The organism is Streptomyces sp. NPDC049687, from assembly GCF_044465285.1.
Lineage (GTDB): Bacteria > Actinomycetota > Actinomycetes > Streptomycetales > Streptomycetaceae > Streptomyces.
Genome location: NZ_JBITLN010000024.1, coordinates 75,907 through 89,047, shown reverse-complemented (window position 1 = coordinate 89,047; position 13,141 = coordinate 75,907). Strand labels below are relative to the sequence as shown.

At 72.2% G+C, this 13,141-nt stretch carries 9 protein-coding genes and 1 pseudogene; 5 read left to right on the top strand and 5 right to left on the bottom strand.

Going from position 1 to position 13,141, the window contains the following annotated elements; translation table 11 throughout:
* Positions 1-326, bottom strand: a pseudogene (locus ACIBVL_RS41200) (aromatic ring-hydroxylating dioxygenase subunit alpha); the annotation flags it as partial.
* A gap of 370 nt (positions 327-696) precedes the next feature.
* Between ACIBVL_RS41200 and ACIBVL_RS41195 the strand changes: the two are divergent.
* Genes ACIBVL_RS41195 through ACIBVL_RS41180 form a run of 4 tightly spaced genes read left to right on the top strand, consistent with a single transcriptional unit; the run spans position 697 to position 5,524 of the window.
* Complete coding sequence (locus ACIBVL_RS41195; RefSeq protein WP_399106042.1) at positions 697-1,839, top strand: substrate-binding domain-containing protein; 1,143 nt, start codon at positions 697-699, stop codon at positions 1,837-1,839.
* A complete protein-coding gene (locus ACIBVL_RS41190) occupies positions 1,824-3,356 on the top strand; it encodes a sugar ABC transporter ATP-binding protein (RefSeq protein WP_399106040.1) in 1,533 nt (510 codons plus the stop codon). Before ACIBVL_RS41195 ends, ACIBVL_RS41190 begins: the two co-directional genes overlap by 16 nt.
* A 27-nt stretch (positions 3,357-3,383) precedes the next feature.
* Positions 3,384-4,484 (top strand): ABC transporter permease, encoded by a 1,101-nt coding sequence (locus ACIBVL_RS41185; RefSeq protein WP_399106038.1) that lies wholly within the window; start codon positions 3,384-3,386, stop codon positions 4,482-4,484.
* Positions 4,481-5,524, top strand: coding sequence for an NAD(P)-dependent alcohol dehydrogenase (locus ACIBVL_RS41180; RefSeq protein WP_399106037.1), 1,044 nt, complete (start codon positions 4,481-4,483; stop codon positions 5,522-5,524). The genes ACIBVL_RS41185 and ACIBVL_RS41180 overlap by 4 nt, the downstream gene beginning before the upstream one ends.
* Before the next feature lie 109 nt (positions 5,525-5,633).
* Here the strand turns inward: ACIBVL_RS41180 and ACIBVL_RS41175 are convergent, their stop codons facing one another.
* On the bottom strand, positions 5,634-5,843 hold the full coding sequence (locus ACIBVL_RS41175; RefSeq protein ID WP_399106035.1) for a hypothetical protein: 210 nt from the start codon (positions 5,841-5,843) through the stop codon (positions 5,634-5,636).
* Positions 5,844-6,053: 210 nt separating this feature from the next.
* Here ACIBVL_RS41175 and ACIBVL_RS41170 point away from each other — a divergent pair, with 210 nt between their 5' ends.
* Positions 6,054-7,592 (top strand): AMP-binding protein, encoded by a 1,539-nt coding sequence (locus ACIBVL_RS41170; RefSeq protein WP_399106033.1) that lies wholly within the window; start codon positions 6,054-6,056, stop codon positions 7,590-7,592.
* A gap of 99 nt (positions 7,593-7,691) precedes the next feature.
* On the opposite strand, the gene ACIBVL_RS41165 is transcribed toward ACIBVL_RS41170, so the two are convergent.
* The 3 genes from ACIBVL_RS41165 to ACIBVL_RS41155 form a co-directional block, all read right to left on the bottom strand.
* Entirely contained in the window at positions 7,692-9,917 is a 2,226-nt protein-coding gene (locus tag ACIBVL_RS41165) for a S9 family peptidase (protein ID WP_399106031.1), read from the bottom strand.
* Positions 9,890-11,674 (bottom strand): N-acetylglutaminylglutamine amidotransferase, encoded by a 1,785-nt coding sequence (locus ACIBVL_RS41160; protein WP_399106029.1) that lies wholly within the window; start codon positions 11,672-11,674, stop codon positions 9,890-9,892. Before ACIBVL_RS41160 ends, ACIBVL_RS41165 begins: the two co-directional genes overlap by 28 nt.
* Positions 11,675-11,771: 97 nt before the next feature.
* Positions 11,772-12,959: a glutamate--cysteine ligase gene (locus ACIBVL_RS41155; protein ID WP_399106027.1), complete on the bottom strand. Its 1,188-nt coding sequence runs from the start codon at positions 12,957-12,959 to the stop codon at positions 11,772-11,774.
* Between the last annotated feature and the right edge of the window lie 182 nt (positions 12,960-13,141).

Below are 13,141 nucleotides of genomic sequence, written 5' to 3'. Positions count from 1 at the left end.
GCGTTGACGAAGGCGCGGATCTCGTCCGGCGCCGTGCGCACGATGATCAGTGAGTCGTCACCGATCTCGTAGACCACGTGGTCGCCGACCTCGGGGATCTCGCTCTCCAGACAGGCGAACTGCCAGACGCGCCGCCATACCTGCCGCATCTCGCGTTCGGCCCACTCGCGGGAGGTGAAGCGGGCGGTGTCGACGTCCTCGCTGCCGATGTAGTCGTTGCGCTCGTACCTCAGGGCGGGGGGAACGGGGCGACTGTCCTGGTCGAGGTAGTCCTGGACGGTGGGCCCGGGGCACCGCGCCGTGCCCAGCTCCGACGTTTCGTCCATCTTCTCTCCTCCGACAGAAACTTTAGAGCGAGTGTAGTTATCGGTTACGGTCAGGAGCAACACTCGCGGCAGCGCACCAGCCCCGCACCATCCGAGGACACCCACGGAATTAGTCGCGAACCGGAAATTTGTTGCGGCGACCCTCTCCCCAAGCCCGCTGGGGCGTGTCACACTCCGACCCACTTGAGGCTGTAGTACCTCATAAGTTTCTCCATTCCGGGACGGCCTTCGGCCGTGCCGGGCCCAGCCCTGGGGCGGTCCCGCCCCGGGAAACACGGAATCGATTCGCCTGACCGGATCCGACCGCCGCGGACGTGGGAGCGACGCGGGTCGCGGCAGCGAAGGCGACACACCACGGGAGTGCTCAAAGATGAGTTCCAGACCCCGTCGCGCGGTCCGCCGCGCCCTCACCGCGATCGTCCCCGCCACCTCTGTACTGGTCCTGGCGGCGTGCGGCACCGGCACCGCTCCGGCCGCCGGTGCCGCCAAAGCGGCGGCCTCGGACTCCCCCGGCCTGATCGCCGCCCGCAAGATCGTGGAGAAGTACTCCGAACACCCGGCCAAGATCCCGGTCACCGAACCGGTGGGCAAGAAGATCCCCTCGGACAAGAAGATCGACTTCATTCTGTGCGGCGTGCAGTCCTGCCAGGACCTGGCCAACTTCTTCACCGCGGCCGCCAACGAGCTCGGCTGGCAGGTCCAGCAGATCGCCACCCAGGGCACGCCGGAGTCCGTCCAGGCCGCCTACGAACAGGCGCTGCGCGACAAGCCGGACGCCGTGGTCTCCTCCGGATTCCCGCGCGCGGTGTACGCCAAGCAGCTGGCACAGCTGAAGGCGGCGGGCATCCCGGTCGTCCAGTCGAACGCCGACGACGTGGTGGGCGACGGCATCTCCCTGCTCAAGAACGGTCCCACCGACGTCGCCGGGCAGGGCGAGATGCTCGCCGCGTGGGTGGTGGACGACAGCAACGCCCAGGCCGACACCGTCTACTTCGACCTGCCCGCCTACACCATCCTCAAGCCCGTCAAGGACACCTTCGCGGCCAAGTACAAGGAGTGGTGCGTGGGTTGCGGACTGGACACGGTCGACGTGCCGATCACCTCCATCGGCAAGGACATGCCGGACCGGGTGGTGTCGTATCTCCGCTCGCACCCGAAGGTGACCCACATCGTCTTCTCGCTGGGCCTGCTCAACGTGGGCGTCCCGGCCGCCTTGAAGACCGCCGGCATCACCGGCAGGCACATCATCGTGAACGTCGGTGACGGGCAGAACTACCAGTACATCCAGAGCGGCCTCAGCGACGCCGCGATGGCACTGAACTCGCACGAGGCCGCGTGGCTCCAGGTCGACGCGCTGGCCCGGCACTTCACCGGCCAGTCGATGGCCGTGGACCAGAAGGCCGTGCTGCCCAACATGCTGATCACCAAGGACAACCTCCCGAAGACTCTGGGCGACTTCCCGCTCGTCGAGAACTACGAGGAGCAGTTCAAGGCGCTGTGGGGACTGAGTTGACCGGGCCGGTGCTGCGGGTGGCCGCCCTGTCGAAGAGATTCGGCGGCACCCAGGCCCTGACGGACGTCGATCTCGAGGTGGCGCCCGGCGAGATCCACGCCCTGATCGGGCCCAACGGGTCCGGCAAGTCCACCCTCATCAAGATCCTCGCCGGCTACCACCACGCGGAGCCGGGCGCGGTGGCCGAACTCGACGGGGAGCCCTTCGACCTCGGCCATGTCACGGCCTCCCGCCACGACCGGCTCCGCTTCGTCCACCAGGAGCTGGGGCTGGTGGGCGAGCTGAGCGCCATCGACAACCTCGCCCTCAGTCACGGCTTCGCCTGCACGGCCTTCGGCAACATCCGCTGGCCGGAGATGGAACGGCGGACGAGGGCCCTCGTCGAACGCTTCGGCCTCGGCATCGACGTACGCCGGCCCCTGGCGACGGCGACCCCCGTCCAGCGCACGGTGGTGGCGATCGCCGCCGCTCTGCAGGGCTGGGAGGGCCGTCGCGGTGTCCTGGTGCTCGACGAGCCCACCGCCGTGCTGCCGCCCGGCGAGGTGGCCCGCCTGTTCGACATCGTGCGGGAGGTCCGCGACGCCGGTGCCGGCGTGCTGTACGTCTCGCACCGCATGGACGAGATCTTCGCGCTCGCCGACCGGGTCACCGTGATCCGCGGCGGACGCCGGATCGCCACGTGCCCGGTCGCCGACCTCACTCCGCGTTCGCTGGCGGAACTGATGGCGGGCGAGGAGATGGAGAGCGAACACCGTCCTGCGCCCCCCTCCGGCCGTGGCGAGCCCGTGCTGCAGGTCCGCGACCTGTGGGCCGGGCCGCTGCGGGGAGTCGGCTTCGACCTGGCCAGGGGCGAGCGCCTCGGCGTCACCGGCCTGGTCGGCTCCGGCCACGAGATCGTGCCGTACGCGGTGTGCGGGGCCCATGCCGGGCGGGTGAGCGGCAGGCTGCGGCTGCCGGAACGCTCCGAACGGTGGACCGAGGCGCGCGACGCCGACGGTCTGGGCCTTCCCCTGGTCCCGGCCGACCGGGCGGGCGAGGGCGTGATCGGAGACTTCTCGGTCGGCGAGAACCTCACCCTGCCGCTCCTCGAACGGCTGCGCGCCGGTTCCGGGCGGCTGCGCCGACGCCGCGAGTCCGCCCTGGCGGAGGACTGGATCCGGCGGGTCGGCGTGCGTACGGCCGGCCGCCATCCGGCCGGCGCACGGATCACCACGCTGAGCGGCGGCAACCAGCAGAAGGTCGTCATGGCCCGCTGTCTGGCCCAGCGCCCGCCGGTGCTGACCCTGTGCGAACCCACGGCGGGCGTGGACATCGCCACCCGCCTGCAGCTGTACGACCTGATAGGGCGTCAGGCCGACGAGGGGATGGGCGTCATCGTGTCCTCCTCCGACACCCAGGACCTGCTCGCGCTGTGCACCCGCGTCCTGGTGGTGCGGGACGGCCGGATCGCACGGGAGATCAGCGGCCGGGACATCACCGAGTCCGCGCTCGTGCACGCCATGGAAGGAACCGAGTGACATGAGCCCTGGAAGGAACCGGCTGACATGACGTCCATCCCGACCCGGGCGGCGGACCTCCCGCCGTCCGCACCGGAGAGATCCGCGGTGTCCGTAGCGAGGACACCCGTCCGACGGGCGGCGGCGGCCCTGTCGTTCCGCAACATCGGCGCCGTGTACGTGTGGCTGGTCATCGTCGTGCTCTTCTCCGTATGGGCGCCGGACACGTTCCCGACCGCCATCACGGTCAAGCAGGTGCTGAACGGCAACGCCGTGGCGGGCCTGGTGGCACTCAGCGTCGTACCGCCGCTGGCCGCACGGGTCTTCGACCTCTCGATCGCCTTCACCATGTCGCTCACCAGCGTGCTGACCGCCCACTTCCTGGTCTCCGCCGGACTCGGCCCCGGCACGGCCATCGCCCTGGCGATGACCGCGGCGCTGCTGATCGGAGTCGTCAACGGCATCGTGGTGGTGGTGCTGCGGGTCGACTCGTTCATCGCCACCCTGGCCACCGGCGCGCTGATCCAGTCCGTGATCACCATGGTCACCAACGACAGCTCCATCACCGGCGTCCAGCTGCTCGCCAAGCCGTTCGCGAACATCGCCCAGCTGGACGCGGGCGGCATCACCCTGCCGGTGCTGTACCTGCTCCTCGCCGCGGTGGCCATCTGGTTCCTGCTGGAACACACCGCCACCGGACGCCGGTTGTACGCGACCGGCTTCAACGCCGACGCGGCACGCCTGCAAGGGGTGCGCACCGACCGGCTGCGCTTTCTGACCCTGGTGGCCTCGGCCCTGCTCTCCGGTTTCGCCGGCGTCGTCTTCGCGTCCTCGGTCGGATCCGGATCGCCGACCGCGGGCACGCCGTATCTGCTGTCGGCGTACGCGGCGGCCTTCGTCGGGGCGACCCAGTTGCGCGCGGGCCGCTTCAACGCCTGGGGCACGGTCCTCGCGGTCCTCCTGCTCGGCACGGGCGTCACGGGGCTCGGGCTCGCCACCAGCGCGCAGTGGGCCACGAGCCTGTTCACCGGCTCGGTCCTCATCGTGGCGCTGGTCCTCACGGGCGGCCGGATCGCCCTGCCCGCCGTACTGCGCCGCCGGACCGGGACCCGGTCGGCTTCAACCACCGAAAAGGGGATACGACGATGAAGGCTCTTCAGTACCGGCGGGTGGGCCACGCCCCCGAGGTCGTGGAGGTCCCGGTGCCCGAACCGGGCCCGGGGCAGGTGCTGTTGAAGGTGACGGCGGCGGGTCTGTGCCACTCCGATCTGGCCGTGATGGGCTGGCCCGAGGAGCAGTTCCCCTACGCCCTGCCGATGACCCTCGGTCACGAGGGTGTGGGGACGGTGGCGGCGGTCGGCGCCGGTGTCACCGCCGTGACGGAGGGCGAGGCGGTGGCGGTGTACGGCCCGTGGGGCTGCGGGCGCTGCCACCAGTGCGCCGAGGGCAAGGAGAACTGCTGTCCGCACGCCGCCGGCCTCGGCATCGTGCCGCCCGGGCTCGGCCGGCCCGGGGCCCTGGCGGAGTACATGCTGGTGGACTCGCCCCGCCACCTGGTGCCGCTGAACGGAGTCGACCCCGTGCAGGCGGCGCCCCTCACCGACGCCGGGCTGACCCCGTACCACGCGATCCGCAGGTCGCTGCCGAAACTGCTGCCCGGCAGCACGGCGGTGGTGATCGGCGTCGGTGGTCTGGGGCATCTCGCCGTGCAGCTGGTGCGCGCGCTGACCCCGGCCCGGGTGGTCGCCCTCGACGTGGGCGAGGAGAAGCTGAAGCTGGCGTCCGAGGTCGGTGCCCACGAGGCGCTCCTGTCCGACGGCGAGGCGGCCGCACGGATCCGGGAATTCACCGGCGGTACGGGAGCGGAGGTCGTCCTGGACTTCGTCGGAGCCGAGGCGACCCTGGCGGTGGCCGCCGCGTCGGTGGCGGTGGAGGGCGATGTCACCGTCGTCGGCCTCGGCGGGGGCACGCTGGCCGTCGGCTTCGGGGGCGGGCTGCCGTTCGAGGTGTCGGCCTCCTTCCCCTACTGGGGCAGCCGGACCGAGCTCATGGAGGTGCTGGAACTCGCGCGGCAGGGTCTCGTGTCCTCCCACGTCGAGACCTTCACGCTGGACCAGGCGCCCGAGGCGTACGAGCGTCTGCACGCCGGCGACATCAACGGCCGCGCGGTGGTGCTGCCGCACGCCTGAGCCGCGAACCCCGCAGGGCCGGCGCCCGAGCTCCTCGCTCAGGCCCCGGCCCGCTCCTCTGCCGGGCTCCGCCCGCACACCGCCCGGTCCACGCAGCGTCGGAGCACGGTCACGAACTCCGGTGTCGCCCACGGCCCCGGATCGACCCCAGCTCGCACACGTACGGCTCGTCGGTGACCGTGAACGGCCGTATCCCGGCGACCAGTGGGGGGTCGGGCCGGGTCACCCTCACCTCGTACGGCTCGATCGGCGGGTGGGCCGGGAACTGGCTGCCGAGCACCTTTGCCAGGTCGCCGAGGATCCGAGGAGTCGTGAACACCCGTGGCCCGCCACCCGTCCTCCTCGACCACTTACCAGACGACACATTCAGTAACGGGAAGTGGGGTGCATGTCTCCCTCACCGCTGAAACAGGCGGAAATGCCTCTGTCTGGGGTCAGACTGTTCCGCACTTTCTTGATGAACGCTACAGTCCAAGCATCCCCTCTTCCCTCGACATCGGGAGAGGCCCGAGGAGCCGCCGGAGGAGCCATGTCGCTGCTGCCACTCGACCGTCGGGCCCAGGAGACACCCCACGAACCCGCCCTTGCGGACGACCTGGATGTGCTGTCCTGGGCGGGCCTCGCCGACCAGGTGGCGCGGGCGGCGGCCCGGCTGCTGGAGCTCGCGCCCGGCCCCGGCGACCGGATAGCCGTCCTCGGCGACAACGCGATCCCGACGCTGGTGGCCCATCTGGCAGGCCTGCGGGCCGGGGTGGGAACCGTGGCCGCGTCCCGGAGCCTCACCTCGGGCGAGCTCGTCGACCAGATCATCGACGCGGGCGTGACGGGGATCGTCGCCGGACCCGCCGGGGCGGGTGCCGCCCTCGACGCGGCCCGGGAACTGGGTCTGCCGGTCGTGACGCACGGAACCCCGGCGGCCGGGCACGCCTTCGACTGGGACCTGTGGCTGGCCGCCGCCCCCGCCGCACGCACCCTCCCGGCGGACCGGCCCGCCCGGCCTCCGCTCGTCTACACCTCGGGTACCACCGGGCGGGCGCGCGGCACCGAGGTGCGCTGGGTGAGCGGCCCGGTCGCCGACAGCTCCGCCTACCTCGCAGCGATGTCCGCCCGGCCCGGTTTCCCACCGGGACCGCACCTGGTGTGCGGCCCGCTGCAGCACAACGCGCCGCTGACCTCGCTGCGGCATCTGGCGGCCGGTCAGCCGGTGGTCGTCCTCGGCGGATACGGCGCGGAGACGTTCCTCAGCAGGGTGCAGAAGTGGCGGGTCTCCTCGACGGTGATGGTGCCCACCCACTTCCAACGGCTGCTCGCCCTCCCGGAAGAGGTCCGCGCCCGGTACGACGTCTCGAGCCTGCGGCAGGTCTCCCACACCGGCTCCGCGTGTCCGCCGGACGTGAAACGCGCCATGATCGACTGGCTCGGTCCGGTGCTGACCGAGTCGTACGGCGCCAGCGAAGCCGGGACCGTGGCCCGCATCAGCAGCTCCGAGTGGCTGGCCCACCCGGGCTCGGTCGGGCGTGTCCGGCCCCCGTTCGAGGTCCTGGTCACCGATGACGACGGCCGGTGGCTTCCGCCCGGCGAACGCGGACTGCTGGCCTTCCGGGCGCCCGAGGACCAGGGTGTCCGCTACCACGCGGACCCGGACAAGACCAAGGCCGCCTATCTCTCCCCGGGCGTCTTCACGCTCGGTGACATCGGCTACGTCGACGCGAACGGCTACATCTTCATCACCGACCGGGCCGCGGACGTCGTCGTCTCGGGCGGGGTGAACCTGTACCCGGCCGAGAGCGAGGCGGTCTTGCGGCAGCACCCGGCGGTCGCCGAGGTCGCGGTGATCGGCGTGCCCGACGGGGACTTCGGGGAGTCGTTGCGGGCGCTGGTGGTGGCGGCGGGCGACGAGCCGCCGGCCGAGGAGCTGGACCGGTTCTGCCGCGAGCGCCTCGCCGCCTACAAGTGCCCGAAGTCGTACGAGTTCGTTCCCGAGCTCCTGCGCAACGCGATGGGCAAGCTCGACAAGCGCGCGATGCGCCGCCCCTACTGGAGCTCGGAACGGACCATCGCCGGCTGAGCGGGTGCCCGCGAGTGATCCGTCGTTTCCTCCCGAACAGCGGCGCACGACCGGCCCGTACCCGGACCGGGTGAACCGTGCACGGCCGTCGCAACGCGGTCAGACGGTCAGGTGGCGTTCCAGCCAGTCCGCGGCGGCGCGGCGGAACAGTCGCCGGTTGTCCGCGCGCAGGAAGTCGTGGCCCTCGTCGCGCAGGGTGAGGAGTTCGGCCGGGAGGCCGCGTTCGCGCGCCGCCCGGACGAACTGCCGGGACTCCCCCGGCGGCACGTTGGTGTCGTGTTCGCCGTGGACGGCGAGCAGGGGGACGCGCAGCGCGTCGATGCGGGTCATCGGCGAGAGGGCGCGCAGCAGTTCGCGGTCGCGCTCCGGGTGGCCGTACTTGTGGGCCGCCGACTCCGCGAGCCAGGGCTCCGTGCCGGCGAAGAAGGTCGCGAAGTCCGACATGCCGCAGACGGCGACCCCGGTACGGAACAGGTCCGGGTGCCACACGAGGGAGGCGAAGACGAGATAGCCACCGTACGAACGCCCCATGACCGCCAGCCGGGTCGGGTCGGCGGGGCCCTCGGCCACCGCGTGGGCCGCGCAGTCCGCGACGTCGTCCAGCGCGGCGAAGCGGCCGGCCCCCAGGTCGGCGTCGACGAACGACCTGCCGTGCCCGGAGGAGCCCCGGACGTCGGGGGCGAAGATGTCCAGGCCACGCCCGGTGAGCTCGTGGTAGAGCGGGTTGAACACCGGGCGTTCCTGTTCCTCCGGACCGCCGTGCAGATGGATCACGCAGGGCGCCGGCTCTCCGGGAGCCCGGCCCGGCGCCCGGTAGTACCAGCCGCTCAGGGGCAGTCCGTCCCGCGCCGTGAGTCGCAGGAGGACGGGGCGCACGGGCGCACGGCCCGGCGGCACCGCGTCCTCGTCTCGGGAGGACCAGGGGGTGCGCAGCAGGGACACCCCTTCGGAGGCCCACCACACACCGGGCCGGCGCTGGGACCCGGACAGCGCGAGCAGCAGGCGCCCAGGGCCGGCCGCCACGATCCGGGTGACGACCTCGTGGGGCAGGGGCACGGGCCTCGTCGGTCCGGCGTCGTCCGGTGCCCGGCCGGCCGGCGAGGTCTCGACGAGTTCGAACTCGCTCGCACCCCGCACGTTCCACGCCAGGGTGGCCGTGCGGCCGTCGTGCGCCATGGCCAGGAGATCGAGGTCGCTGCCCTCCCGTTCGGCCACGACGGACGTGCCGTGCGGGCGGCCGTCGGGGCCGAGGGCGACGGCGAGGAGCGCCGCGTACTCGCGGTCGGCGTTGCTGCGCAGCCACAGCGTCCGCCCGTCGGGCGAGAACCGGCCGATCCACGGATCGCCGTCGGCGACCGGCACGGTGCACGTCGTCGCCGAGTCGGCCGTGCGCCGGACGACGGCCTCCCGCCGTCCGCGCGGCCCCCGGCGCAGCAGCACGAGCCGGCCGTCGTGGCTGATGTCGCACACGCGCAGGGTCGCGGCGTGCGTTTCCGTGGCCAGCAGTACCGGGGCCGCGAGAGCATCCGGATCGATCAGGTACGCGGACAGGCCGCCTTCCGAGCGGACCGCGGGTACCGCGAGGGCTCGGGCGTCGGTGGGCGTGACGGTCCGTCCCGTCCCCGCCGCGGTGTCGTACGGTGTCCCGCCGAGGAGCGTCGCACGACCGCCCCGCTCGGCCCAGTGCGGGGGCGGAGCGACGTCGGGACGCGCCGGCCCCGTACCGTCGCGGTCGGCGGGCGGTGCGGCGAGGGTGACGGCCACGGCCGAGCCGTCGTGCGCCCAGCAGCCCAGGTAGGCGGTACTGCCGGGGTCGGCCCCGGCGAGGACGCGGCGGCCGGTGCCGTCGGGTCGTACGCACAGCACCCGGGTGTGTTCGCCGCCGCCCGGCGCGGTGGTGTAGGCGATCCAGCGGCCGTCCGGTGACCAGGACACCTCTTTGACGGGGTCGGGGGAGGCGTCGAGCAGCCGCTCCTCTTCGCCGTCCACGGACCCGGCGTACAGCTGGGGTACGCCGCCCCGGTCGCAGATGAAGGCCGCCTCCGAGCCGTCGGCGTTGGCGGAGGGGTACCAGCAGCCGTGCGCGTGCAGGCGGGTCACGACATCCCGGGGGCCGCTCGCCCCGGGCAGGGCGACCGGCGCCGGGGCGGCGAGGGGGCCGGAGCCGGGCGCGTCGGCCGGCGGGGTGCCGGGGGGCCACGCGGCGACGGGGGCGGCGGGTGGACCGGGGTGAGCGTCGAGGGGCGGCGAGGTGGACCCCGGCCCGGGCGGTGCCGCCGGTGTCCTGCGCTCGTCGGTCACGTGATCCCGTGCGTCTGCAGCCATATCTCCAGCAACGCTACCTGCCACAGGGCGTTCGCTCCCCGTTTGGTGCGGTGCTGGTCGGGCGCCGCGAGGAGCTCGGACACGTACGACGGCCGGAAGAGGCCGCGCCTCCTGGCCTCGGGTGCTTCGAGCGCCTCGCGCACCCGGTTCAGGACGGGGCCCGCCATGTGTTTGATGGCCGGCACCGGGAAGTAGCCCTTGCGCCGGTCGACGACCTCCCGGGGCAGGACCTCGCGGCCCGCATCCTTGAGTACGCCCTTGCCGCCGTCGGCCAGTTTGAGTTCCGGCGGGCAGGCGGCGGCCAGCTCGACCAGCTCGTGGTCGAGGAAGGGCACGCGGGCCTCCAGCCCCCAGGCCATGGTCATGTTGTCGACCCGCTTGACGGGGTCGTCGACGAGCATGACGTGCGTGTCCAGGCGCAGGGCCGCGTCCAGGGCCGTCTCCGCCCCGGGGACCGCCATGTGCTCCTCGACGAAGCGGCTCGCGATGTCCTCGTCGGGCAGCATGCGGGGCGGCAGGATCCGGGCGAGGTCGGCATGCGGCCGGTCGAAGTACGTCTCGGCGTAGCGCTCGGCCGCGTCCGCGCGGCCGACCTCGGCGAGCCGTGGGTACCAGTGGTAACCGGCGAGCACCTCGTCGGCGCCCTGACCGCTCTGCACGACCTTCACCTCCTTGGAGACCTGCTCGGACAGCAGGTAGAAGGCGACGACGTCGTGGCTGGTCATCGGCTCGCTCATGGCCCCGACGGCGCCGTCCAGGGCCGTCGACACCCGGTCGGAGGGGACCATCAGGCGGCGGTGGTCGGTGCCGAACTCCCGGGCGACCAGATCCGAGTACCGGAACTCGTCGCCGTCCTCCCCGCCCTCCGACTCGAACCCCACGCTGAACGTCATCAGGTCCCGCTGTCCCTCCTGGCTCAGCAGCGCGACGATCAGACTGGAGTCCAGGCCGCCGGAGAGCAGCACACCGACCTGGACGTCGGAGACCATCCGTCGGCGCACCGCGGTGCGCAGCGCCTCCAGCATCGCGTCCCGCCAGTCGTGCGGGCCCATGTCCGCGTACTCGGCCCGGCGTGTGTACGACGGCTGCCAGTAGCGGTGGTCGTGGTGGGTGCCGTCCGGTTCGACGACACGCACGGTGGCCGGGGGCAGCTTGCGCACGCCGTTGAGGACGGTGCGGGGCGCCGGGACCGTGGCGTGCCAGCTCAGGTACTGGTGGACGGCCACCGGGTCGAGTGAGGTGTCCACGTCGCCGGCGGCGAGGAGGGCGGGCAGGGAGGAGGCGAACCGGAGCCGGCCCGGCGTCCGCGTCAGATACAGGGGCTTGATGCCGAGCCGGTCACGGCCCAGCACCACCCGCCCGGACCGGTGCTCGACGAGGGCGAAGGCGAACATGCCGTAGAAGCGCTCGACGCAGGCGGTCCCCCACTCCCGGTAGGCCTTCAGGACCACCTCGGTGTCGGAGGTCGACGCGAAGCGGTGTCCGAGGCCCCGGAGTTCTTCGCGCAGCTCCTGGTAGTTGTAGACGCAGCCGTTGAAGACGCCGGTGATCCCGCCCTGGGGGTCCGTCATCGGCTGGGCCCCCAGGTCCGACAGGTCGATGATCTTCAGTCGCCGATGCCCCAGCGCCACCGCGCCCCGCCGCCAGACTCCCCGGCCGTCGGGCCCGCGGTCGGCGAGCCGGTCGCTCATGCGCTCGACGGCCGCGAGGTCGGGTGGGAGACCGTCGAAGCGGATCTCCCCGCTCAGACCGCACATGACGCACCCCCCTTCTTCCGCACGACGTCGGCCGGGCGCCGGAATACGAGTGCCGGATCGCCGGTGAGGAGGGTTCGGTTGCCGATGTTCATGAGGTTCACCTGCGCGTCAGCGGTCGAACGGAGCGGTGGGAGGGATCTGTCGGGCCGCCGGCGGAGGGGACGTCCTGACGGCCGGCAGCCGTCGCCGCGCGGTGCGCGCGTTCGCCGCGGGTCTCGGCGATCAGCATGTCGACACAGGCCAGCAGATCCTCCTCCTGGGCGATACGGCGCATGCGCCGGGCGGCGCTGCCGTCGGCGAGGGCCGCCTCCGCCAGCGCCCGGACGGTCTGCCAGTCGCCGTGCGCCTCCAGGGCGGGTCGCAGCCGGGCGAGCAGCTTGCGCACGACCCGCCCGGCGGGGGTCTCCCGGTGGGTCTCCGGGTCCACCAGGCCGCCCTCGAGCCCGGACCGGGCGGCCCGCCAGGAGGCGCCGCGCAGCCACTCGTGCCGGCCCTCGCAGCCCGGGGCATCGCCGGTCCGCAGGCGCTCGCGGGCCTCGGTCACCAGGGCGCGGAACAGTCCGGCGACGAGTACGACCGTCTCCACGCGCGGACTGGCGTCGCAGATGCGCAGTTCCAGTGTCTGCAGATGCGCGGACGGGCGGAGGTCGTAATAGATCATCCCCACGTCACTGATGATCCCGGCCCGGATGAGATCGCGCATCGCGGCGTCGTACTCGGCCGCGTTCGCGAAGCAGCCGACCGGGCCCGCGGTGGGCCAGCGCTGCCACACCATGGTGCGCCAGCTGGCGTACCCGGTGTCGGAGCCCTGCCAGAAGGGCGAGCTGGCGGAGAGCGCGAGCAGCACGGGCAGCCAGGGTGAGACCGCGCACATGACGCGTACCGCCGTGTCGCGGTCGGGTACGTCCACATGGACCTGGGCGCCGCAGATGAGCTGCTCGTCGGCGACCTTGCGGTAGTCCTCGACCATACGGCGGTAGCGCGCGCCGGGGGTGGGGTGCGCGGACGCGGCGGGCGCGAGCGGTGCCGTCCCGGCGGCCACCACCGCGAGCCCCAGCGAGGAGGCGGCCGCGTCGAGCCGCCGTCTCGTCGCGGCGAGGTCGGCGTACAGATCGTCGAGGGATGTGTGCACCTCGCTGTTCGACTCCAGGGTGGACTGGTGCAGCTCGGTCGTGAAGGTCCGCGGGGGGAGGCGTCGCAGGACCGGGTCCGCACGCGGCACGAGCAGCCCGCTCTCCATCTCCAGGACGTGGAACTCCTCCTCCACTCCGATACGAACACTCATGATCACTCCTCGGGGCGACGCGGAACGTGTCCGGCTTTCGAGTCACCAGAACGCCCATTTGTAAGCCCAGGCCGCTCATATGATATGCGATCTCATCAAACGAGCGCATTGTGAGTCACATCTGGGCTCGAGACTCCGCGGCGTCACGGATTTACGTAGCCGGATACGTGCTTCTACTGAGG